At 67.6% G+C, this 23,931-nt stretch carries 17 protein-coding genes; 14 read left to right on the top strand and 3 right to left on the bottom strand.

The genetic code is table 11. The features are described from left to right. Positions 1-805: 805 nt before the first annotated feature. The 12 genes from ACZ7LU_RS38780 (at position 806) to ACZ7LU_RS38725 (ending at position 14,568) form a co-directional block, all read left to right on the top strand. Positions 806-1,177 (top strand): hypothetical protein, encoded by a 372-nt coding sequence (locus tag ACZ7LU_RS38780; protein ID WP_468317955.1) that lies wholly within the window; start codon positions 806-808, stop codon positions 1,175-1,177. 67 nt (positions 1,178-1,244) lie between these two features. Further along, positions 1,245-1,757, top strand: coding sequence for a hypothetical protein (locus tag ACZ7LU_RS38775; protein ID WP_471919524.1), 513 nt, complete (start codon positions 1,245-1,247; stop codon positions 1,755-1,757). Positions 1,758-1,897: 140 nt separating this feature from the next. Continuing rightward, complete coding sequence (locus ACZ7LU_RS38770) at positions 1,898-2,461, top strand: hypothetical protein (protein ID WP_471919523.1); 564 nt, start codon at positions 1,898-1,900, stop codon at positions 2,459-2,461. Positions 2,462-2,970: 509 nt separating this feature from the next. After that, positions 2,971-4,170, top strand: a complete 1,200-nt coding sequence (locus tag ACZ7LU_RS38765; protein WP_471919522.1) for a DUF932 domain-containing protein — start codon at positions 2,971-2,973, stop codon at positions 4,168-4,170. A gap of 1,438 nt (positions 4,171-5,608) precedes the next feature. Further along, the gene (locus ACZ7LU_RS38760; protein WP_471919530.1) at positions 5,609-6,616 is read left to right on the top strand and encodes a hypothetical protein; all 1,008 of its coding nucleotides are present in this window, start codon (positions 5,609-5,611) and stop codon (positions 6,614-6,616) included. A 704-nt stretch (positions 6,617-7,320) separates the two neighbouring features. Then, positions 7,321-7,881 (top strand): hypothetical protein, encoded by a 561-nt coding sequence (locus ACZ7LU_RS38755; protein ID WP_471919521.1) that lies wholly within the window; start codon positions 7,321-7,323, stop codon positions 7,879-7,881. A 358-nt stretch (positions 7,882-8,239) separates the two neighbouring features. Continuing rightward, positions 8,240-9,499: a ParB/RepB/Spo0J family partition protein gene (locus ACZ7LU_RS38750; protein WP_471919520.1), complete on the top strand. Its 1,260-nt coding sequence runs from the start codon at positions 8,240-8,242 to the stop codon at positions 9,497-9,499. 85 nt (positions 9,500-9,584) lie between these two features. After that, positions 9,585-11,234 carry an IS21 family transposase gene (istA, locus tag ACZ7LU_RS38745; RefSeq protein WP_471919519.1) on the top strand — a complete coding sequence of 550 codons (1,650 nt, stop codon included), beginning with the start codon at positions 9,585-9,587 and terminating at the stop codon, positions 11,232-11,234. Further along, positions 11,231-12,022: an IS21-like element helper ATPase IstB gene (istB, locus tag ACZ7LU_RS38740; RefSeq protein ID WP_468845272.1), complete on the top strand. Its 792-nt coding sequence runs from the start codon at positions 11,231-11,233 to the stop codon at positions 12,020-12,022. The genes istA and istB overlap by 4 nt, the downstream gene beginning before the upstream one ends. Positions 12,023-12,975: 953 nt before the next feature. Continuing rightward, entirely contained in the window at positions 12,976-13,293 is a 318-nt protein-coding gene (locus ACZ7LU_RS38735; RefSeq protein WP_471919518.1) for an STAS domain-containing protein, read from the top strand. Positions 13,294-13,786: 493 nt separating this feature from the next. Then, positions 13,787-14,113 carry a hypothetical protein gene (locus ACZ7LU_RS38730; RefSeq protein WP_471919517.1) on the top strand — a complete coding sequence of 109 codons (327 nt, stop codon included), beginning with the start codon at positions 13,787-13,789 and terminating at the stop codon, positions 14,111-14,113. Positions 14,114-14,238: 125 nt separating this feature from the next. Then, the gene (locus ACZ7LU_RS38725; RefSeq protein WP_471919516.1) at positions 14,239-14,568 is read left to right on the top strand and encodes a hypothetical protein; all 330 of its coding nucleotides are present in this window, start codon (positions 14,239-14,241) and stop codon (positions 14,566-14,568) included. A gap of 221 nt (positions 14,569-14,789) precedes the next feature. On the opposite strand, the gene ACZ7LU_RS38720 is transcribed toward ACZ7LU_RS38725, so the two are convergent. Further along, positions 14,790-15,317 carry a hypothetical protein gene (locus tag ACZ7LU_RS38720; RefSeq protein ID WP_471919515.1) on the bottom strand — a complete coding sequence of 176 codons (528 nt, stop codon included), beginning with the start codon at positions 15,315-15,317 and terminating at the stop codon, positions 14,790-14,792. Between the two features lie 1,495 nt (positions 15,318-16,812). Between ACZ7LU_RS38720 and ACZ7LU_RS38715 the strand changes: the two genes are divergently transcribed. Then, entirely contained in the window at positions 16,813-17,499 is a 687-nt protein-coding gene (locus ACZ7LU_RS38715) for an HNH endonuclease family protein (protein WP_471919514.1), read from the top strand. A gap of 197 nt (positions 17,500-17,696) precedes the next feature. Here the strand turns inward: ACZ7LU_RS38715 and ACZ7LU_RS38710 are convergent, their stop codons facing one another. Continuing rightward, positions 17,697-21,263 (bottom strand): DEAD/DEAH box helicase, encoded by a 3,567-nt coding sequence (locus ACZ7LU_RS38710; RefSeq protein WP_471919513.1) that lies wholly within the window; start codon positions 21,261-21,263, stop codon positions 17,697-17,699. Next, positions 21,248-22,126, bottom strand: coding sequence for a hypothetical protein (locus tag ACZ7LU_RS38705; RefSeq protein ID WP_471919512.1), 879 nt, complete (start codon positions 22,124-22,126; stop codon positions 21,248-21,250). Before ACZ7LU_RS38705 ends, ACZ7LU_RS38710 begins: the two co-directional genes overlap by 16 nt. Before the next feature lie 486 nt (positions 22,127-22,612). On the opposite strand from ACZ7LU_RS38705, the gene ACZ7LU_RS38700 reads away from it, so the two are divergent. Next, complete coding sequence (locus ACZ7LU_RS38700; protein ID WP_471919511.1) at positions 22,613-23,806, top strand: hypothetical protein; 1,194 nt, start codon at positions 22,613-22,615, stop codon at positions 23,804-23,806. Positions 23,807-23,931 lie beyond the last annotated feature (125 nt).

The raw sequence follows: 23,931 nt of genomic DNA, 5'->3' as shown, positions 1-23,931 counted from the left end.
CCGCTTCGCTCTGACTCCGTCAGCCGAATACTCGCGGCCTCCGGCCGCTTCGTTTCGCGCGTCCCCGCGCGAATTGCCCGCCTCCGGCGGGGGCGTTATGGAATGGGCCTCCGGCCATTCCATAACGTGCGTTCCTCCGGAACATAAAAATAGATTTAAGGAGTTTTGGTGCCTCCGGCACTACCCCTCCGGGTGGGGTTTTCAATACTCCGTATTCGAGGTGAAGTTGACTTGCTGTCAGGTTTCAGTCTTCCCTTTTGGATGAATGTGATTCCCTCCGGGAATCACTAGGGAATTTCCAATTCCCTCTATTTCCGGGACAGTTAAGCGAATTCCCGGAAATGTAAGGGTGGTTGGCCCTCCGGGCCAACCCATGTCCGGCAGAGCCGCCGGGGCGCCCTCCGGGCGCCTCTGTGGGCCCCCTGAGGCAGCCTCACGGGATCAACGTCCAGGCGCAGCACCCCGGTGCCGCGCAGTACCTCCGGCCTCTCCCCCGAGCCCCGAGGCTGGCCGCGTTGACCGCGTCCGCACCCTCTCCTCATCCAACGGGCGCGGGGGCAGGGGCAGCAGAGGGGATGTCTGCAGGCCGACCAGCCCGGATGGGGTTGCCGGCCTGCAGAGCTATCCGGGTGCTCTGCAGGCTGCCGCAACACCCATTGCAACCTCTATCGCAACATCGTGGCGCAACATCCAGCGCAACCCGTAACGCATCATGGGTTCCCCATCGGCCATAAAGACACTAATATTTGAAGTACTGGGGAAAGGCGACCCCCAGGAACCGCAAGGGACCAGCGAAGGGGAAGACGTGGAGATCCAGATCTCTGACGGAATCGTCCGGCGGGTGCGCGGAGGTACGGACGCACCCATGAACAGCCTTGCAATTCAGGCTCGTACAGTCGCGAACTTCCTGCCTCTGCTTTGCCAGCGCGCGGGGGCGAAAATCGTCCACAACTCCGACGCAAATTACACCGGCATCCGCTTCGACACCAAGGTCGGCCCGGTAGTGCTGGAAATGCCGACGGGAGACGGACCTTACCGGCTCGTGCACGAACTCGCTGAGCCGGACATGAACGGGCGCACTGAAGTTGAGATGCGTCGGTTCCCGCAGATCTACAAGCCCCAAGGAGTAGCGCACATCACGGCTGAGTTCCTCCGCTCACGCGGATTCCTGAACTAGTCCGGGCGGGGGGGCACCCCACCGGGCGCCCCCTGCACCCACCATCACGGGAAGGGGAAGGCAGGTAATGGATAACACGCGAAGTGCGGAGCAGGCCGAGGAAGCCGGAGCGCCTCTCACGAACGCCGAGCAGGAGCAGGCCGGTTACGCGCTGCGGGAGCTCGCCCGCAGCAAGACCGACCCGGACGCCCTGAAGATCCCGCAAGAGCAGTTGGAGATGGTCCGACCGTTCTTCGAACTGGGTTGGGCCCTGGGAGTGCGCACCGGTCACACCGGTCCGGCTATGGCCGGTGTACCGGTAGATCGCGCTACCGTCGCGCACGCATGGGGCATGCTGCGATGTGTGCGGGTGGTGCCGCAGCTCGCCGGGCCGGTGGTGGGGCAGAAGGTCAGGTATCACGGCAGCCTGACGCAGCGTCACGGCATCTACTGGGTCTACGCGGTGCACACGTACACCGCGCCGTTCGCTGAGGTCCCCGAGTCGCGCTACGACCTGTGTGACCTGCGTGGTGCAGTGGCGGTCAAGAACGCGCGGCGCAAGAGTCTTACGCCGCTGCCTGAGTTCCGCGCACTTGTCTAAGGCGCAGGTCAGGGGTGGGTTCACCTCAACGACAGAAACACTATTATTGGAGTCATTCGGGGGGCGGTGGCCCCACCCCCCGAGCCCGCAGAAACCAACGTCGAAGGGGAACGGCAATGGCAGACCAAGGAGCCCGGCAGGTGCTGCCGGAGGTACAGAAGTACCTCGAGACCGTGGAAGCGGCCGCCACAGCTCGCAACGCGGCCATCAGCGAGGCGGAGGGTAGGTACCCCGAGCGGTACAGCTCCAGCCAGGGCGGCCAGCGCCAGCACAGCGCATACACCAAGGAGGTCAACAACGCCTACGCGGCTTGCGGCGCCACCCGGGAGGCCGCCTGGGAGACCCTCAAGACGTCCGGTGACCCGCTGGTGAAGTGGATCACCGAGAACTGCGCGGAGTACCGGAGCCAGGCTCTGCACGTCTTGGCAATCCTGCCCGCCACGGTCGATGAACTGGATGATCTGGCGGACACGCAGGGCTGGTGCGGGGTCTGGAACGAACTACTTCAGCAGGCAATGGAAGCCGGTGTCGTACCCGGCATCACTCCCCCGAGTCCCGCCAGGAAAGCCGTCTTCGAGCGGATCGATCAGGAAAGCTGCTGTGACATGGGGCCGACGGCCCAGCGACGCATCAGCAAGGCCCTGGACGCCCTGATCCACGAAGCCCTCACGGCTCAGGCCAGCACCACAGAAACCACGGCGTGACCGAGACGGGACACCCAGCCGCCTGAGTCCGAGTAACGGCAACGCCGAGCCGCCGCGCCCTGCTTCCCCCGGCAGGGCGCGGCACCCCGGCGGACCTCCTGTCCGCCGGGCAGGGTGCCGTCTCCGCAGCCACAGCCATGTCGGCAGTGCCGGGAGGGGAACGAGGCACACAAACAGCCGGACCCCCGGGGCCTCGGTGACCGCGGCCGGGACTGCAGCAGCCGTAGCACCCGGTTGCCCCTGGGGGTAACCGCTCACCGCCCCCGCCCTGTGCCGGCGGTCGAGTTCACCGCCTCCCGCAGCGGCAGTGCCCCCTGCGGAGCATGGCCGCCGACTCGTCCATGCGCGCAGACCCGCCCTGCTGTGGTCGGCGCCTGCTGAGACCGAAGAGCTCCAGCTCAGGGGGCGGGTTCACCTCCGAGTTAAAAACACTATTATTGAAGTTGTTCGGGGGCGGTGGCCCCGCCCCCTGAACCCGCAGAAACCAACGTCGAAGGGGAACCGTGAGCATGACCGACGTAAATACCGCGTTCGCCGCTGAGAAGGCTGCACAGGTCGAAGCCGTCCGCGAACAAGAGCGCGCCCTGCAGGCCCGCGTCGACCGGGGCGAGGTCCGCATGATCGGCGCCGACCGGTACGAAGTCCTCACCGGCTGGGACCGGGGCGAGACGTTCACCGTCTCGCGCAACACCGAGGGGCAGATCCAGCAGATCATCGCCAACCACGGGCTCGACAGGCAGGCGGACGGCACCATCGCCCTGTATACGTCCTCCCCGGCCTGGCACGGCCTCGGTCAGATCATCCCCGGAGGCACCACGGACATTGACGAGGTGCTGCGCCTGTCCGGGCTCGACTTCGAGGTCACCACGGTGCCCGCCCTGTACGAGTGGCAAGGTGAGACGCGCGAGCACGCCGACCAGCAGCACACCATCCGCGCCGACACCGGCGCCGCTCTCGGTGCGGTCGGCTCCCGCTACACACCGATCCAGAATCGGGCGGGGTTCGTCTTCCTCCAGGAACTGGTGAGCCGCTATGACGTGGTGTGGGAGTCCGCCGGGCTCCTGCGCGGCGGGAAGCGCGTGTTCATCTCCATCCGCCTCCCGGAGGCGGTCACCGTGGATGCCGACGGCATCAGCGACATCGTGGTCCCGTACATCGCCGTCATGAATGACCACTCCGGCAACGGCCAGTTCCAATGCGTCGTCACCCCCTGGCGTCCTGTCTGCGCCAATACTGAGCGGTTCGCCGTCCGTGACGCCGTCACCCGCTGGGCCGTCCGGCACACCGCAGGAGCCACCAGCCAGATCAAGGAAGCCCGCCGTACCCTGGGCCTCTCATCCCAGTACTTCGAGCGGTTCACCGACGAGGAAACCGCGCTGGCCCGCACGGATATCGCCATCGCCGACTTCCACCAGGCGATTGCCGACCTGTGGCCCCTCGACCAGGACGCCTCCAACCGGAAGCGGACCAACCACGCCACCCGGCTGGACGCCCTCGACGACGCATTCCGTACCGAGAGCGAACGCGTCGGACGGACCGCCTACGCGGCCGAGCGCGCCATCACCGGCTACCTCGACCACGTCACCCCCAGGCGCCCTCCGCAGTCCATGACTGAGGAAATCGCACGCGCCACGGCCGTACTCGAAGGCGCCGACGACGAGATCAAGAACAAGGCCCACCGGCGCCTGCTCCAGCTCCGCACCCGCTGAGCGCCGAAACCGGCGGCCTCAGCTGAAAACCCCCGTGCGGGCCGGGAACCTTCCCCGAGCCCGGCCCGCACGGGCCAGCCTTCTCCAGGACCGCGAAGCGCACCTTGCCACCTCATTCAGGGAGCAGAGCGTGCCCACCCCCGCACCTGCCGTGCGGCGGCGGCGCGACGCGTCTGCGCAACGGGCCCCGGGCCCACCAGACGCCTGCTGGTCCCACGGGAGCAGTGCGGCCGGCCTCCGGAGCTCACCGCCCCCTCCAGCGGCACGACCCGGTGCGCCGGTAGGGCCGTTCAAGGACCCGACGCCAGGAGCTGCACCTGATGCCCAGCCTGACGACGCCCTTCCGCGGCCCGCCCGCAGCCACACCAGCTACCGGGCAGCTGGCCCATCTATCCCCGATGACTTCACCGACTACCTCCAAGCGACGGTGTACCCGATCAAGTCCGCCGCGGACACGCCCTGGCGCACAGGACGGCAGAGACAGAGACACTCACCGCCGTCACGGGTGCCTGCGCGGACCATGGCGCGCGCCGCAATGACCCGTCCGACTTCCTCAACGTCCCCACCCGCGCGGCCCCCCGCCCTGTTCTGCTTCCTGATGCAGTGGGCAGTCCGAGGCCGGGTGGACCGCTGCACAGAGTTCGCACCCGGTCTGGCTGGTGATGCTGGCTGCCCTCTTTGCTCGCAGTCCTCCAGATCGCTGGCCCTCCCCGCCGGCACTCAGCGGCGGGGAAGGCCCTTCTGCTCGCTGATGCCGCCCGCACGCTGCCAGCGAACCCCGTTCGGCGCTGCCATGACAACGGAGCCGCCGCAGCCGGTCCGGGGAACCCGCAGGTGAGGGGGCAGGTTCACACACACCCTAAAGACACTAGTATTTCCAGAGCGAGGGGGGTTTCTCTTCCACCCCGTCCCTCTCCCGCCCGGGCCCGAGCGAAGAAGCCACTGTGCCGGGGCAGTTCATGTGCACCCGCAGCACCGGACAGTGGTCCACGCGCTTCCCGTACCGCTACCGCATCGCCCGGCCCGTCCGGCCGCCCCGCCCGGCGCGGAAGACGCTCGGATCATGCGTTGGCTGATGAGCCTCGGTGAGCGCATCCGGCAGGTCGAGAACCCCGCCCCCGATGCCGGACCTACACACCCAGCCGCCCTGGCCGCTCCTGACCGGCCGCCCGAACACACAAGGGAGCACACCTTGGCAACCTTCGACCACATCACCCGCGAGCGCTGCGACGAGTTGGGCCGCGCCCTCACGGCGGCCGGTCTGCCCTGGACAGACAACGGCCGTCAGGACAACCCCGCTCTCTTGACCTACACCGCTACCGACGCTCATGGCCGCGAGTGGCGCATCAGCCCGGCCACCAGCAGCCAGATCGTCCCGTCCCGTCCCGCGAGTATCTGGCAGGCCCGGTCCGCCGAGCTGATGCACCAGACGCGGCCCATGTCCGCACAGGCAGTCGTCGACCACATCCGCAACTCCCCGACGCCCCGGCCCTCCGGGAACCGCCAGGACGAGCCCCTCGACGAGCGAGCATGCCTGCGGCGAAGCCCTGTACGCACCGACCGCCAGGCCATACGGCGCGCCCTGCGACGCGAGATCACCGGAACCATAGGCCTGCTCACCGACGAACACGATTTCCGTGCCATGCGGCGTTACCGGAGCTTCGCCTTCGACGACTGCGCGACCTACTGGAACGCGGTCGAGGAGCTCCTCAAGGCGCGCGCCTCCCGGGGCATCTACACCACGGTGGCTCTCTTCGACCCGCAGGAGTACGCCGACTTCTGCGCCGACGCCGGCCTGGCCCCGGACACCCCGTCCAGCCGGACTCGCTTCACCGCCGAACTCGCCCTCACGGGCCCGGTCATCCCGTACGAAGGCCAGCCGCTGTCCGAGCTGATCCCTGTCCTGATCGACGAAACGGTCCGCCAGGCCACCTGGGAGTACGCCTCCACAGCCTTGGCCCGCCTCGGCAACTGCGCCACCTGCGGCGAGGACATCGGTCGAGCAGCCTTGGCCCGTGCCGTGGAGCTCCTCTCCCGCATCCTCGACACGGCCCGGTCGGGCAACCACTCCCTCGTCTGCAGTGTGAGGGCGGCAGCGGCACCCGAACCCCTCATCTCCACCCTCCACGCAGCTACCGACGCCGACAGCACCGCGCCACTCGATGAAGCCGAAGCCCTCGAGTTCACCACGGTTTTCGCCTTCGGCCTTGCGAGCCGGAGCCCAGGCGGGCTCGTCATGCGCACCACCGCCCCGAACACCACCGACCGGGCCTGCGGCTGGCGGTTTCGCGGGGGGCACCTTGAAGCCCTCACGGCAGGCGAGGTCTTCGACGCATACTGCACCGACATCGCTTCGGGCGATCCCATCCCGCCGGAGCCAGCCGTCGACTACTGCGCGGCGCCCGATCTCGGGCAAGAGCGCCCGAAGCCGGGCCATCACCATTGAAGGGCCGCCGGAACACCTTCGGCCGCCTGCCTGACGCGCACAGGCGGCCGAAAAACCGCAGGTCGGGCGAGGGTTCACACCACCACTTCTCCGGCCACGGGGAGTTCCATGGGCGAGCTGGAAGGCTGTTTCTGGCACAAAGAAAGGTGTGTCACTCATCCCCCGCCGCCCGGCCTCCCCTCCCCCTTCCAGCCTTGGGAGTTGCCGTGCTCCGAGCGCTGATCCGTGTCCTGCGACCGGCCCGTCGGCGCATTACCACTCGCCGGGTTGCGGCCAAGATCGCGATCCTGCCGCCCACGGCGCGCGAGACGTGCGGCAACGACGTCGGGGCCGGGGAGGCCATCGCCTGCAACCGCGGTCGCCTCGCCACCGCGACCGCCATCGTCCTCTGCCGCAGCGGCTGCACGCTGCCGGTACGCGACCTCGGCCTGGACGACGCCGTCCGCCCTCCGCCCCGATCCCGGGAACCTGCGCGGCCCTCCGCCCCGCCCTCGCCGCCCTGGCAGCCGACGCCTCCCTCATCGCCACCCGCTGACCCTCACACGCCATGCGGGGCGCCGGCCTGCGGGCCGACGCCCTGACCTGTACCGGCATCCAAGCGACAGCAAGCCCGTCGACACGCTCGCCCCACGCCGAGACGGGCGACGTCACCAAAGAGAGTGCTCACGATCCAGCTCCCGTCGGCATTGAGGAAAGAAGGAAGCATGAGCAACAAGCAGACGGCCGCGGCGTTCACGGACACGGCGGCCGCCCGCCTCGCGGGACAGATGATCGCCTCCATCAAGGCGGCCTCACAGCGGATCAAGCAGGGGCCGGACGCCGACGGCACGCCGTGGGGCCCCGAGCACGCCGGATACGCGCTCCTGCACTCGCTGGGCCGCTGCACGGATGACCTGCAGGACCTGGTCAAGAAGAAGGGGTGGACGCTCGAGCAGACCGAGGTGCCCCGCGCCTGGGGTACGCGGTGCGTGAAGGTCCACGCCCTGGAGACCGACGACGTGGTGAGCATCAGTGGCCGCTGGACCGAGGTGCGCGACGTGTGGGGTACCGAGGAGGGCCAGGACCCGGCCGAAGACTTGGGCGAGGACCACGACGACGTACCAAAGATCCGGGAGATCCTCGACCCGGCGCTGCCGTACACGCGCCTTGCGCTGCGGGTGATCGACCCCGAGCGGTCGTTCCCGCACGAGATCGTGTTCGCGGTCATCGGCTTTGACTATCAGGACCTGGTCACGATGCAGGTTCCGGCGGTGCTCCATGTCTGACGAGGACCCGTTCGAGCCAGGCACCGCCTGCGTCACGAAGAAGATGCGCCCGCCGGCCTGCGGGAGAACGACGTCGTGACCATCGACGGCATGCGCACATGAGCGGCGCAGGAACAGGGGCGCACAGCGTCAGGCCGGTGCAAGGCCGCTGTCCATTGCGCCCGTGCCGCCGCAGAGCGCAGTGGCGGCCGGTTCCCTGTCCGGCCTCTGCGCACAACGCCCTGGGAGCCCACTTCAGGAAGCCGCGTTTTCGCGGGTCAGAAGGTATCTGGACCCCATAACTAAAAACACTATTATTGAACTTAAAGCGAGGGGCCCCTCACCCCCTCGCCGATTGGGCAAGGAGAAGGAGAGCCCCATGGCCACCGCTGCCTCGGCCGACACCCTGGGCACCCACGAGGAGAACGTGCCTCAGTCCGTCTATCTCGACCCGGCGCTGGTCCTGCGTGATGAGCAGAACGCCCGTGAGCACGACACCGAGCCGGACCAGGAACTGATCGCCTCCGTCAAGGAGATCGGCGTCCAAGACGCCATCAGCGTCCGGCCCCGGCCTGACGGCACCTACGGTGCCTTCAAGGGCTGGCGACGCGCCCAGGCCCAGCAGATCGCCAACGCTACCGCTGAAGAGGACGGCCGCCCGGCCCGCAGGATCAAGGCGTACGTGCGCGACGACCTGGTCGGCCGGGACGGCTGGACGCGGTTCCTGTCCCTGGTGGAGAACAAACACCGCGAAGGCATGAGCGAGCGCGACATCCTGCGATCCCAGGAACTGTCCCTGATCGACATGAGCGACATCGAGCGGCGCCAGGCAGCCAAGGCCCTGGGGGTGGGCCGCAATGCCGCCACGCATGCCAAGGCGGCGCAGAGACTCGACGACGCCGCGCTGCGCCGGGCGGCGGCCGGAGGCATGGACCTGGAGCAGACTGCCCAGCTCGCCGAGGTCGAGTCCATCACCGGTGCGGAGCGCCGTCTGCTCGCCGCTCTCCGGCGTGACCAGGAGGAGGGCCAGGGTGGGCGCGGGCACTGGGATCAGGAACTGGCCCTGCTGCGCGCCGAACTTGACTACGTCGCCGAGCGCAAGAAGGTCCTGGCGAAGCTGGAACAGGAGGAGATTCCGGTATTGCGGGCGGCTTCGTGGGGAGAAAAGGACCCCTCCAAGCCGCTGTCCCAGCTCACCACCGGTCTGGGGAATCCGCTCACCGAGGAGAACCACCGCCGGTGCCCCGGTCACAGTGTCCGGCTGGATGAGGAGAACAGGCCGGTCTGGCACTGCGCCCGGCCGGTCGAGCACGGTCACAAGGTCCGGCCGCAGCCCAAGAAGCCCCGCACGCAGGAGGACGAGCAGAGAGCGGAGGAGCGCCGCAAAGTCATTGCCTGCAACCGGGCGTGGAAGGCCGCCGTCGGCCCGCGCCGTGCGTTCGTCACCCGGCTCGTGCGCATGAAGGCTCTGCCGGACGCGGCGCGCGTCTTCGCGCAAGACGTCCTTTTCACCGTTCCCTGCTTCTACAGCTCCTGGACGGACAAGCACGAGTTCGAGACCGTCGCGTGCTTCCTGGGCATTGGCTATGAACGTGAGTTGGGGAGTCGTTTCGCGATGAGTGTGGGTGTCGCGTTCTGACCGACATTGCGATGTCGGTTTGTTTTGACGTCAGGCGGGGGCTTGCGGTGGGACTGTGGGGTGTGCTTCTGCCGCTGGGGGCCTGATGGGTAACTCGCAGTCGAAGGTCGAGCTGTACACGGCGATCCGCAAGGATCACTTGCTGGGGATGTCGATGCGGTCGTTGCAGCAGGTTCACAACGTCACGTGGCGGACGGTGCGGCGGGCTCTGGACGGGAAGTGGCCGGAGCCGCGGAAGAAGCCGCGGCGCAAGGAATCGCGGCTCGATCCCTACAAGACGTTGATCGACTCGATGCTGAAAGCGGATCTGGATGCGCCGCCCAAGCAGCGGCACACCGCGAAGCGGATCTTTGACCGGCTGGTCGAGGGGCACCAGGCCCGTGACATCTCGTACTGCATGGTCCGGCTCTACGTGAAGGACCGGCGCAAGGAGATCCGCCGCAAGGCCGGGGTGGGCCCGGAGGCGATGTTCATCCCGCAGAAGCATCTGCCCGGGGCGGAGGCGGAAGTCGACTTCGGGGACGTGCACATCGTGCTCGCCGGGGTGCCGACCAGGGTCTACCTGTTCTCGCTGCGGCTGTCCTACTCCGGCAAGGCGGTGCACCGCGTGTTCGCCTCCTGCGGGCAGGAAGCCTTCCTCGAAGGACATGAGCACGCGTTCCGGCGGCTGGGCGGCATCCCGCGCGGGAAGATCCGCTACGACAATCTGCGGGCCGCGGTCGAGCGGGTGCTGGGGCTGGGCCGGGCCCGGGTGGAGTCCGACCGGTGGACGGCGTTCCGCTCGCACTGGGGCATCGAGGCGTTCTACTGCCGGCCAGGCATCGAGGGCGCCCACGAGAAGGGCGGCGTCGAGGGGCAGATCGGCTACTTCCGGCGCAACCACTTCGTCCCGGTCCCCGAGGTCGCGTCGCTGGCGGAGTTGAACGAGCTGGTGGACCGGTGGGACCTTCAGGACGAGAGCCGTCGGCTGCGCTCGCGAACCCGCACGATCGGTGAGGCTTTCGCCCACGAGCAGTCGATGCTGAGACCGCTGCCCACCGAGGTGTTCGAGACGGGGCGGTGGTTCACCCCGCGCGTCAACCGCTTCGGCCAGATCACGGTGCGCTCCAACACCTACTCGGTGCCGGTCCGTTTCATCGGCCGGCAGCTGCGCGTCCTGCTGCATGCCAACGACCTGGTGGTCTATGAGGGTCGCACCGAGGTCGCCCGCCACGAGCGGCTCAGCGGCCGGGGCGGCTCCCGGCTCGTGCTGGATCACTACCTGGAGGCGCTGTTGCGCAAGCCGGGCGCCTTTCCGGGGTCGACTCCGCTGGAACAGGCCCGCTCCGCGGGCCGGTTCACCCCGGTCCACGATCGGTGGTGGGCGGCGGCCTGCGCGGCACACGGGGATGCGGCCGGCACCCGCGCTCTGATCGAGGTGCTGCTGCTGGCCCGGCATATGGAGCACGAACACGTTGTCGCGGGGCTGGCGGCCGCGATCAGGGCGGGCGCGCTGACGGCGGACGCGGTCGCGCTGGAGGCCCGCAAGGCCGCCGAGGGCGACACCGGGGAACTGTCCGCACCGGCTCCTGGCACAGGTCAGACGGAAGGGCCCGCGGCGACGGTGACGTCCCTGGCCGACTGGAGGCTGTCCCACTTGCCGCCGGACAACCGGCCGCTGCCGTCGGTGGCCCAGTACGACCAGCTGTTGAACCGCCGCGGCCGCAGGGCCGGAAACGAGAAAGAAGGATCATGAGCCCACGCAAGCGCGGACTGACCGAAGAAGCCGCCGCAGCCTCGATCGACCAGGCATGCCGGATGCTGCGGCTGCCCTCCATCCGCCAGCAGTTCGGTGACCTGGCCGATGCCGCGGCCCGTGATCAGATGTCCTATCGGGCCTTCCTGGCCGAGCTGCTGATGACCGAATGCGACGACCGGGCCCGGCGCCGCTCCGAGCGCCGCATCAAAGCAGCCGCGTTCCCGCGGGAGAAGTCGCTGCGGGCCTTCGACTTCGAGGCCAACCCGAACGTTGACCCGGCCACCGTCAACACCCTCGCGACCTGCGACTGGGTCAAGAAGAGCGAGCCGCTCTGCCTGATCGGGGACTCCGGCACCGGCAAGTCCCACCTGCTGATCGCGCTGGGCACCGAGGCCGCCTTGCATGGCTTTAGGGTCCGCTACGTGCTGGCCACCAAACTCGTCAACGAGCTGGTCGAGGCCGCCGATGAGAAGCAGCTGTCCAAGACCATCGCCCGCTACGGGCGCGTCGATCTTTTATGTATTGACGAGCTCGGCTACATGGAACTCGACCGCCGGGGCGCGGAGTTGCTGTTCCAGGTGCTGACCGAACGCGAGGAGAAGAACAGCGTCGCGATCGCCTCCAACGAGTCGTTCTCGGGGTGGACCAAGACCTTCACCGATCCGCGACTCTGCGCGGCCATCGTGGACCGGCTCACCTTCAACGGCGCCATCATCGAGACCGGCACCGACTCCTACCGCCTCGCCCACACCAAGGCCCAGGGCGCACAGAACAAAACCAGCTGAACAGCTCTCAGCATGACCAGTTCCCGCTTCCGATCAACCCAGGTCGCCCTCTACCCTGAGGTCAGGTGAAGTGGGGCTTTCGTCCCGCACCGCAGGCTCCCAGCCCCCGGGCCGTGAACACCGAGGCCGGCTGGAGCCGCATCGCCGACTACACGGCTCCAGCCTCCGCTCTCCACGCGTGACCGGTCGGCGGGGCACTCCCGCAGCCTCGCCCCCACGCCAGGAGAGCACCTCGCGCGAGGACCAGGGGGGAGCCGTGGTCCCGCGCAGGGCCCGGTCGCCGCCCCATCTACGGCGCGGCGACCGGGCATCTACCAGCTTCCCACCACAGGAACGCGATGTCCGCCCTACGGCCCAACACTTCGCCGCTCGGTGGCTTCGTGGTGTCTTCGGGAGTCGTTCCGGGGCGCCGGGCAAGGCCAGTGTCATTGAAGGTCACCCGGTGGTCATGGCTCGCTGCTGGGGAGGTGGGTGCACTCTCGTGTGAGGGCAGTGAATGACGAGCGGATGCGCGGGAAATTCGCTCTTCGTACCAATATCGGCAAGATGGGTAGGGTCTTCACCCCCCTTGCCCTATGTTCAGAGGAAAGCCTCTCCGCACCACTCGGGTGCTGTCATACAGAGGTTCTCTCCCGCAGCAGAGTGAGCCTGCGGAGCATGAGCGCCGGGCCCCGCATCCACTCCCGCGGATGCCGCTGAGGCCCGGACCATCCCTCGGAGCAGATCAACGCCGGACTGCCTCATGCCCCCGGCAGCTTCGAGGGAGTGCTCCGCGGTATCAGGGGGGCCGCGGAGCACATGGCACGAGGCCGCCGCACCCGAAGCGGCGGCCTCCGCCACGACACCCGACGTGCGGTTCCTTATCTCTTCGCGTTGTTCGTGCCTGTGGTGCAACACGCAAGGAGGGGAACCCGATCAGCAACTCATGGCCCGTCCCTCAAGCCGCCTGCCGCGTGGTGCGTCTGCACGGGGAACTCGACATCGCCAGGATTCCCGAACTCACCACGCTGCTGCGCGGAACCTGCCAGCAGACACGGACCGCCTGGCTCATCGTCGACCTGCGACCCGTCACCTTCATGGACTCCACCACGCTCCGCGAACTGCGCACCGCACAGGAACGCTGCGAACAGTCGGGCAAGGGACTGCGCCTGGTCTACGACCAGCCCTTCATCAGCCGGCTCCTGGCCCTCCACGGCGCGACAGCGCAGTTCCCGCGACACGCCAGCACCAACGACGCCTGGGCAGGCCGCGAAACACCCCCGAAGAACTGACCGCCCACCGCCCCGGGCCGGGCACACAAAGGGGAGTGAACGGGCGGCGGCCGCCGTTGCGAACGACGGCCGCGTGCCCCGTCCTGGTGGCCGCTCCCCGGCCACTGGAGCACTCCCTCCAGGCAGCCGGGGGCGTGGTTTTGCCCGGCCTCAAAGGTGCCCCGAGGGACTGGCCGGACTGTCGGCGACTTCCGCGGGAGAGGAAGGCGAGCCCGGCGCTTGTGGGATGCGCCGCAGGCTCACTCTGCTGCGGGATAGGCCCTCACGGGTGCGTCAGAAGACGGTGGAGGACTACTTTCAGCCTAGGCCGCCGCCACGGCTCCTGACCCCCACAAGCGTGAACTGTTACGCGGAACCGGCATCGGATGCGGCACGCCCCACACCCAGGCTCTGAGCCAGCCACGACGGGACCCTAACGTCATACACGGCCTGGCATGCCCGGCTTCACGAGCCGGTTCCGACATCAAAAGCTATCGCGATTGATCATGCCTAGATGCGCTCCGTGACTCCCCAACACATCGCGAAACGACTCCCGCTCGGACCTCCACAGCCACTGGGCATCAAGCAGCCCCAGAACGCCGACCCGGCAAAGACGGCGGCGCAACTGCCCAAGACACGTGTGGCGAGCGCCCTGTTCGCGCATGTCGCCGCTGCATGTGAGTACGACATCCGCGAACCCAGGACCTGGTCGAACCTCACCGAGCAGCAGGCTCGCTACCTGCTGCTCCTGGAGGAGCTCGGACAGCGCGACCACGGCAGCTACCGGCTGTCGGAGGTCGAGAGCCAGGCCGTGGCCAGCCACCGGCCCGACGCCGCGTAACCGCGTTTCCCCAAGCCCCGGCCGGGCACGCCCGGTGCCCAGCTGGTCTCTCCATTCCTTGTGTCCCAGAGAGGCGAAGAGCAATGCCCATCACCATGGCCGAAGTCCGGCATTTCATAAGCCGGTTGCCCGATCCGACCGCCGTCGCGCAGGTCCAGGAAGCCGCCGCGAAGCGGCTCGGCGAGATCGATAGGGCCGCGTATGCGGGCGTCGTGGCCGGACGGAGGGCCCGCCTCAACGACTCCCTGCGCCCGGCCTTCCTGCGCCGCCTCACCGGCGCCGTGCAGGAGCGCAGCCGACGCGGTAACCGCCGCGCAGGCTTCCTGCTGGACGAGGAGTCCACCCGCGTCCTACGTAGCGACCCGCGCAACAGCCGCTACCGCATCTCCGAGGACACCAAGCGCTTCCGGCTCTCGGACATCCCCCTCGCCTGCATGGACGTGATCGACGACTGACCCAGGCCATAGGGCGGCGCCCCGGCGAGGGGCGGTGTCTGCCAGCATCCGCAGGTCAACCGGCCAGTCTCTTCGCTCCCCGGCCCGCGCACGAAGGGCCCGCCCTGAGCTTGTTCCTTAGAGGCCGGGATGCCAGAAACCCTCAGCACGGGCGAGCTCGTCCTGGGACCTTCGTGCAGAGCGCAGGCGCCGCCTGACCGACGCGCCCCGTCCGTGACGGTTCAGTACTGTCCGTTGACCGGAATCCAGCCGGACCATGACTCAGGCTTGTAGAACTTGCCCGTGTCGCCGTCGTAGCGCAGAACTCGCAAACGGACGTTCCCGTCCTCGCGGTAATCCTTGTTGCACGTCGCCCAGGTGTCTACGCCGAGCTTGTTGATGCAGACCGCGGAGGGCCGACCGTAGTCGGTGTAGACGCCGACGGCTGCGGACATGTCGTCCTTCTCTGTGTCCCGGGACCAGACGATGTCGCCGTTGTGCTGGAAACATCCCCTGGAGCCGTAGGCAGCAGTCATCCCGAGGCACGTGTCAGATGCCGCAGCGGCCCTGGACGTCCCTTCCACGAACGGGACGTCGGCCCCAGGCGCCGGGGAGACACCCTCGATGATCTCGACATCCGACGGCAGCAGTACTTCTTCAAGGCCCACCGGTGAGTCGTCAGCCAGTGCTGGTGCCGCAGCGACGGCCGAAAGCGCAAGCGCTGTCGCGCCCACGAGTCCACACCATCTCAAACGCCAGGTTTCACGCATGCTTCACTACCCCCCACTTGTGACCTCCGGAGTGAAGCCACCATCTGCTAAGTGTGAACAGCATGTGAGGGTAGTGGATCTTTGTGCGCCGTGAAAGAGGCTTCTGCTGCGTGAGACCCTCAGGGGGCTTCTGCGGCGGTATAAGTGGCCGGCGCCCGTCTTCAACTGCTTGAGCTGCCGGGGCGCCCGGTTGTAGCTCGGAAGCTGCAACGCGATGCGGACGTGTGCGTCCAGAGCCGCACGCACGAGTGCAGCGTGCACCCTGAGAGGGCACTCAAGCGGTGACTTGCATATACCGGCTCATCAAACTCGTTTCGGTAACGAAGCACTGCGTTCGCCTCCGTGCCGCAGCTGCCCCGGTCGACCGGATGCACCGCAGGCAGGTGCTCTGTGCCCTGCCTGCCGAGAACGACGGGGTCGAGGACCTCTTGGGCTGCGAGTTGCATCGGCAGCAGAAGAGGCGGCACGCCTCTCATGCGTGCCGCTTTGAGGCTTTGTCGTCTCGCGTTCCTCAGCCGCTCCTGACGGCGTAGTCATGACCGCAGTCGGTCATGCTGTGCGACTTACTGCGTGTCAGGCGCCCCGGATCCTGGCTCACCATCGGTGCTTTCGGGGAACGCGAGATCGAGAGCGCACTCCTCCGGGATCTCAGCGGCAGAGGTCTCACACTTCGCGGAATCCGCAGTTCCCTGGCCGCCCGTCTTCGGAGCACCAGCCTGGCGCTTGCCTGTTTCGATCTGCCCCTTCATATCCTCGACGGAGGAAGGCTTTTCGGGGGCGGTGGGCCCGGCAGGTCGCGTGGTGTCCGCGGCATCCGGCGAGGAAGAACAGGCCGCTGTGGCAGTCGTAGCGCACATGACGAGTGCGGCGGAGGCCGCGACGGTGCGAAAACGCATGTAGATCCCCTTACGCGGACGCTCAGACATCCGATTCGGTTGTTGATCTACCATGCCACATTGTGCGGTACGGGCGGCAGGGGAACCGTAAAGAAAGCGTACTAGGGCGCGACATGCGCACCGATGAACGGTGACCGAAGCCGCGGGACGGGTCGTGTCGGACAGCGCATGTTTGGTGGGAGTAACCGGTGTGGTGCAGCCAATGCCCCATAGCGTCAGGGAGGGAGAGCCGCGGCTTCGGGCTCGCCGACGTCTGCCGACACATTGGCTCATTATGCACACATGGTCTTCATCCCCGTCCCCTGCCCAGTTGGCGAACGTGTACAACCCACCAGGCACACCACGCTTTTGAGAAGCCGACAGAAGTTCTCCACGGCCCAGTCCCCCTCCGGCCCCTGCGAACCTGCCGGACGGCCACTGGTTTTCGGAACACGAACACCTGCTGACCGTTTCAGCTGCTCGCGGGGGGAGCAGCCCCAACGCTGCGGAGCCTGCCGGGCCCGCGCCGTATCGTTCCCCCTCTACGACTGATCCCCCAGGCGGGTGGCTGTAGCGCACTTCTCCCGAACTACCGGGCCCGGGCCAGCTACCACCGATACGTGATCAAGTCTTCGTTGCGCAGCCTCGCCGTCGCCCTCCTTGCCCTGCCCGCCCTCGCCGCCGCGCCCACGCACGCCGCGCCGTCCGCTCCCGGGCCCTACCACCTGCCGCTGGCCGAGGCCATCGACGCGCTCCCGCGTTCCGCGGAGTCCCGCGCCGGCTATGAGCGCACCAGCTTCCGGCACTGGATCGATGAGGACGGTGACCGGTGCAGCACCCGCGCCGAGGTCCTCATCTCCGAGTCCCGCACCAAGCCCGACATCGAGGGCAAGTGCAAGGTCACTGGAGGGTCTTGGTACTCGTACTACGACGGGAAGACGCTCACCGACCCGAGGGGCCTGGACATCGACCACATGATCCCGCTCGCCGAGGCCTGGGACTCCGGTGCCTCCCAGTGGAGCCCCGACCGCCGCAAGGCCTACGCCAACGACCTCGACGCCGAGACATCGCTGGTCGCGGTCACCGCGAAGAGCAACCGCTCCAAGGCCGACCAGGACCCGGCCCAGTGGCTGCCGCCGCTCGCCGACGCCCGCTGCACCTACGTGGCCGAGTGGGCAGCGACCAAGCTGCGGTGGTCGCTGAGCGCCAACAAGGCGGAGATCGCCAGGCTTCGGGACCTCGCCCAGGAGTGCGGGCACCAGGACGTCGGCTACGTGAAGGCGCCCGAGGACACCGAGAGCGCATGAGGTGAGCGGCTGGCAGCCGCCCGCGAGGCTCGGGGTCCGCAGGCGGGCCCACACGGCTTCCCGGTATGCCGGGAGCTCATGACTCGCTGCGCCGCGCTTGTCACCTGATTCAGTGCAGACAACCCACCAGGCGCGGCAGGCACGCTCACCAGCCTGTACCCCAAAGTGCGGCAGGAGCCTGGGGATTACGCTAGTTACTATTCAACATCCGGTTGGGAGATGGAGAGTAGATCCCCTTCGAGCTTGAAGGCGAGCGGTATTCCGCTGCGGAGCACCGCAACCAGGTCAGCGTGGTCTCCGGCGCGTACCCAGCCACGCAAATTTCCCGGTGCGTCAGTGATTTCGATCTCTTCGGCGGGGCCGGACTCGGGCCAGTGCAGGCTCACATCAGATTCGAACGCCTCCCATGACCGGTAGGTGTCGCGATCGTACGCGTCCACGGCGAGTTCAACCGACGAATCCTGCAGCAGAGCGCGTAGCAGGCTTCGCCTGCGGGTGCGGACGTACTCGATGAGGTCGTCGGTTTCCAGATCGCTTGCCTGGTACAGCGTGCGCCACTGGGTGATGTGCTGGTCCGCGAGCCACCGGCGAAGACCGGTGGGTGCAACGCCTTCAGCCTCGGCCCGGCGGCCGATGGCGTGCGCGAGGGTTCGTGAGTGGATGCCCGAGGTGAGGAGGTGAAGGGCCTGCTCGGTGTCGACGCCGTAACGCAGACACCAAGCGGTGTCGGGACGCAGGCGCACGGGCGCCGACGCTACGGTCAGGTGATCGTTGGTGAGTCGGATGAGTGCCCCGAGTGTCCAGGACAGATAGTGCTCGAAGGTCTCGCTGATGTTGGCGACGGTCTGCTCCAGCGCCCAGTCGGAGGGGGATTGGGGAAGCCACTGGCGTGCGAGTTCGGGAATTGGCGTGCCGTCGATCCAGGCGTGCATCGCCTCCTGGAGATCGACCTGCACCCGGATGCGCCCGCGAGGGGCACGCCGGTCGTGGAAGACCCAGGCCTGCCGTCTTTCGGGTAGCTCAAGTAGCACGTCGAAGGCGCGCCCCTCATCCAAGACCTGCAGCGTTTGAGCCAGGGTGAGACTCTCGGGCTCGATGATGTCCCACGCACTCACCGACTCCGGTGCAATACCATGCAGGACGCGTTCGGCAAGCCGCCGGGCAAGCTGGTCGAGCGTCCGGGAGCTCTTGAGGCTGGTGCCGGTCGTGGTCCACCGGCGGCGCGCTGTGGGCGAGGTGGCCAGGTATCGCTGTTGGGTTTGCTCCGCCAGGTGCTGCCATCGGTCTTTGATGTCGTCGGGAAGCTGCTGCATGGCCAACAGCCGGTCGACGGCCTGCAGGGGATTGCCCGCCGTGAGCTGTTCGTCGGCATCAAGTACGAACCACACATAGGAGATGAAGTCGCTGGCTAGCGACTGTGCGACGGCCAGGATGCCATCTGCGCTCTGGGCGATAAGTTCCTCGGCTTCCGCTAGGGCGTTCAACGCCTGCTCAGTGGTCAGCGCGGACTGAACCTCCAGGTCTGCCTCTGTGGGCGTGAACAGGTCGTGATCGCTCGCGTCTATCCTGCGGTTGAGGGCGAGGAGGATCCACCCTTCGCTTTCCTGACCCGCGCGGCCAGCCCGGCCGACGGCGTTGAGCAGCTTCGCGGCGTCCAGCCCTGGAACGCCGTTGGCCTGTGCACGCTGGTCCTCGCTCAGGGCGGCGGTGATGACGACGGTGCGGACCGGCAGGTTAACGCCGTCGGTGAGGGTAGTGGTGCTGACCACAGCCTTAATGAGGTCGTTGCGCAGGGCGCCTTCGATGGCCTCCAGCACGTCGGTGGGTAGAGCCGCATGGTGGAAGGCGACGCCGCGTCGGGTGCAGGCGATGAGCGGGTGGGCTTCGCCGAGCTGGGCGCTGAGCTCCTCGGCCAGGAGATGTGCTGGCTCGTGCTCGGGCAGATGGTCTGCCATGGCCCGGGCGGTGTTCTGTGCCAGCTGGCGGGTGCTGGTCACCACGAGCATGGGACCGGCAGGGAGAAGATAGTTAGCGGCGCGGGCGAACATCTTGTAGGCGGGGGTACTCTTCGCGTCCTTGGAGGACCAGTCCTTCGGGTTGCGCTGGCCGAAGACGAGTTCGCCGAGCGGGTCGTCGTGGCTGGTCGTCAGTTCGGCGATGCGCGCGGCTTGTGCCGGACGGATGCTGATGCGCACCGAGACGGGTACCCGGGTCGTGTAGGGCTTGGTCTTCGACCGCCGAGCAACAGTCGTCTTCTGATCCCACAGGGGGTTGGTGGTGAGCAGCCCGTGCAGGCGCCGCGGTCCTCGCCACGGGGAGGTGAACAGGACGTCCGGCTCATGAGGGTCAAGCCAGTGAGCCAGCGCCGCGCCGTTGCCGACGGCCGCCGACAACAGGACCAGCCGCGGGGCATCCGGGTGCGCCTGGCAGAAGGCCAGCAGGCCTTCCAGGAGGAATCCACGCTGGCCTTGCGCCAAGTGGTGGGCTTCGTCAATCACGATGAGTGTCACATCGCGCAGCGCTTTCTGCGGGTCGTGGCGCAGGGCGTGCATGAGGCGCTCGGGGGTGACCACGTCGATGTCCGCCTCGTCGTCCTGCTCGGCGACGGGATCTGACCACAGGGGGAAGTCCGGGGTGTCCACGCCGAGTTCTCGGTCCAGAACACGCAGCCGGTCGCGCAGTGAGCGGCGCATTTCACGGCTCAGGCTCCGCAGCGGCGACACATAGATCACGCGACCGGGCACAGTCGCCAGATGAGTGCACATGATGAGCTGCGAGACGAGGCTCTTGCCGGCACTGGTGGGCACGCTCACCAGGAGACGGTCCGTTGCGGGATCGAGCGGGTTGGCGGCCGGCCGGGTGAGCAGTTCACGCTGTGGCGGCCACAGCGTGAGCACCGGCGGAGACGTCAGGGTGAAGGCCTGCGCCACCGCACGCGGGGTGCCCGGGGGTAGAAGGCTGTGCAGACTGCCGTCGGCGAGGTCTCCGATCATGTGCAGAAGGTGCGCCGCGACCCATCGGGCGTTGAGGTCGCCTGAGCCGGCCTCACCACTGAGCACGCTACGCAAGGCGGTCTCTGCCCTGGCCAACCTGTTCCGGGCGCCGTAGGTGAGGAAGTTGGCCACCGCTGCCACCGCGTCGACCACCGCTGCGGCCGGACCGAACAGCGTTCCGCTCAGGTCGGGTTCCTGCAGCTCTTCGGCAAGATCCGCAAGCTCGGCCCGCCAGTAGCGCACCAGGGTGCGCACGGCGGTGGTCTGCAGACCGAGGAAGGCGACCCCCGCCTCAAGAGCCAGCGTTTCGATGAAGTCCCTGACCGTGAGCCTCGATTCGCCGCCCAGCTCCACGCCTGCCAGCTCGGCCGGGCCATGGCACAGATAGCTCACGCGGCGAAAGACGGCCGTCGCATTCGGGTCCTGGCCGGCACGCCGGTAGCCCACCTGTGCTGCGAAGGCGAGCGAGAGCTGCTCAACGGGCGCTCGCTCCGTACCGGCGAGCGCGAGATCGAAGATGTGGGCACTGACGGCGAACGCGTGGCGCTGACGGGTCGGCGTGTACAGCTCGGCCGCCTCGGACAGGGCACACACACCGTGGAGATACCAGGCCGTGGTCAGGACCTGGTCGCTGATGACGAAGCGGTTCATGATCGCCCCGACCTCGATGTCGGCGATGAGGCGGATCAGCTGCTCCGGGCTGGGCAGGGCATCGGGCTGGGGCGGCCCGAGTGCATCACGCAGCACGGGCAGGTTCAGAGTGCGCTCCACAGATACCCCCTCACCTGGGAGGCGAATGCGGCAAAATCCTCGACCGCGACGATCAACCCGCGCAGCTGACCTGGGTGCACCAGATTAGGGAGATAGGTGGGTACTTGGGAGAAGGCGGAGCGCTTCGGTGTGCTGGCCGTATTGGTCGACACGCTCACGCCAGCCCCGCCGCGGGGATCGGCACGCATCCACAGTTCAGTCAGCTCAGACATGAGCAGGCCGAGATCCCCGGGGAGTGTGGAGTTCGCCCACGAGATTTTGGCGACGTACTCCTCTCCACGCCGGGCCAACTGGGTTGCGGCCGAGGTGATCGTGCCGCTGACCGAGCCGCCACCCGTGAACTTCTTGATCTCCCACAGCTTGAAAATCAACGACGTGTCCGTTGCTGCAGCGATGCGGTGGACGGCGAACCCATCCGCGCCCCCCTCGGTCACACTCCAGCTGGGCGGCTCCAACAGGGCCAGCTCATGGCCGGTCACGTCTTCCTCACGGGTCAGCAGATACCACAACCACTCCCCAACATGGCCGGGTACGTGATCGTCGGCGTCCGTGCCCGTAGGAGGCAGCCCGAACACCGGCTGCACAAAAGGCTTGACCAGGCGGGCTTCATCGCCCGACAGCGACTTGGCCGCAAGCGCCGCATCTCGCCACCACTGATAGGCGCGTGAATGACCGGCACGATTGGACATCAGCGCATCCGCGATGATCCAGGCGACAGCGGCGCGCTCGACTGCACTGTCATTGGCGAAGCCGATGAGCTGCCACGGACAGACTGCATCCGCAGCCTGGGCCGTCCGCGTGGTGAATGGAGAAACCTTGTAGCCGAGTGCGGCTGCTGCCTGATCCGCATCGGCAGCGGACACCCGAAGAACGTCCGATCGTGGCACCGCAGCCCGCCCTACCCGTTGCTGAGCCCCTTGCGAAAATGCAACACAGGAGCGATCCGCCTATCACTCGATCATACGGAATTGCCCACGTGTCTCAGGAGCTCTGATCGCATCGCACGGGGCGGTCCTGGCGATCATGTCGTTACGCAGTCGCCCGACAGGGCCGCGTACTGGGCGCTGCGCAGCCGCTCAACGGCCTGTCTAGGGTCTTCCATGTCTCATGAGACATAGCGAAGTCTGGAGAAGATCGGGCGCACTGACCGGATACCACAGCACCGCGTTCGCCCCTGGCGAGGTAGCCATCCTGAGCAACCTGGCGCTCGTGCACGGCCAGCCAGCGGGGCCAATTGCGCCAAGAACGGCAGTGGCAGGAGCAGGGCATCGGGGTACTCTCCTCCCTCGATCGCGGAGTGCAGCTCAGTGGTGCGCTCGACACCCTGGCAGTGATCCATTCGTTCCTCGGTGAGTGCGGCCCAGCCGTGGAGCGACCCCGAGGTGATCGGAATCTGCCTCAAGGAAGACACGCCGCAGGCTCTGATCAGCCTGCTGATCAATCGGGCCGTCGCGTACCACGAGCCGGGGCGGTACGAGGAGGCCCTGGCCTACAGCACCGAAGCTCTGCGCCGCTGTCAGGACCGCCACGACGAGGCGGACGCCCGGGTGGTTGTGGCGATCCACGCACCACACACCGGGTACGCCGACCTGGCCGCCATCCAGGCTGAGCTGGCGCTCCAGGCGGCCCGCACGTCCGGTGGCCCGGTCAGTGAGATCGACGCCCTGATCCCGTGGGGCAGCGTGGACCAGCTGCGCGGAAACATAGCCAGCGCCACCGTCCTGCTGAGCAATGCCTTGACGATCGCCGAGCGCCACGGCTTGCGCCAGCAGCACGCCGGGGTACAGACCTGGCTGGCCCGCGCCTGCCTCGTCGCGGGCGACGCCGACCGCGCCGCGGACCTCGCGGAAGGCACCCTCGCTACAGCTCGCGGCCTGGAGCTCCGCCTGATCGCCTGCCTTGCGTTGACGCGCTCGCAGCCGCCCGGCGGGCCACCGGCGATCCCACCACAGTGGTCCAGCATGCCGCTGAGGCCGAGCAAGTCGCGCAAGAGACCGGCTACCGCAGGCCACCCGGAGCAGGCCTCACCTGAGACTCATTACGGCAATGAAGCGGGGAGCGCCTGCGGCGCCGAGGCACTGCAGCGCCGGGTGGCCGATAAGGAAACCCGAGTCTGGCTCGGGGCAACAGCCGTGCCATGTGCGGCGGCTGCCGCTGACCCCGCGCCGGCTTTCGCTCCCGTCTGGGAGGCATACTCGATGATGATGACGACGACCCAGCGCATCCTCGACCTCGCTGTGGCGGCACGGGCCAGCCTCGACGAGGAGCTGGTGCTGCTCCTGCACGAGGCGAACGAGCTCTACCAGCAGGGACTCCAAGAGCTGCACCGGAGTGTGGCGGCGCGCCTCGACGAGCTGCCCATCGCGGAGTTGATGGCCGCTGCGGAGAGGGCCGGTATGCCCTGTGATGCAGCGCAGGACCGCGATGAGGTGATCCTGCTGCTGGCTGTGGCCGAATGGGAGATGACGCCGGCCGCCATGGCGTACGCGGAAATGGCGGAGGACGCCGCACGGCGCGGTGTGTGCTTGATCCCTGAAGACTGAGCCGTGAGCGCGGCCGTCCCGGAGAGACCTTGAACTGCTGGCTGGACCTCCTACCGCAGCTCCTGCCATTATTTGCCTTGTGGGCCGGGCCGGCCGGCCTACTTCTGACAGGACGGACGGTTCTG

It is taken from the genome of Streptomyces sp. NPDC039462, from assembly GCF_055639375.1.
Note: the sequence above shows the minus strand (reverse complement) of the source record. Positions and strands in the feature narration are given on the sequence as shown.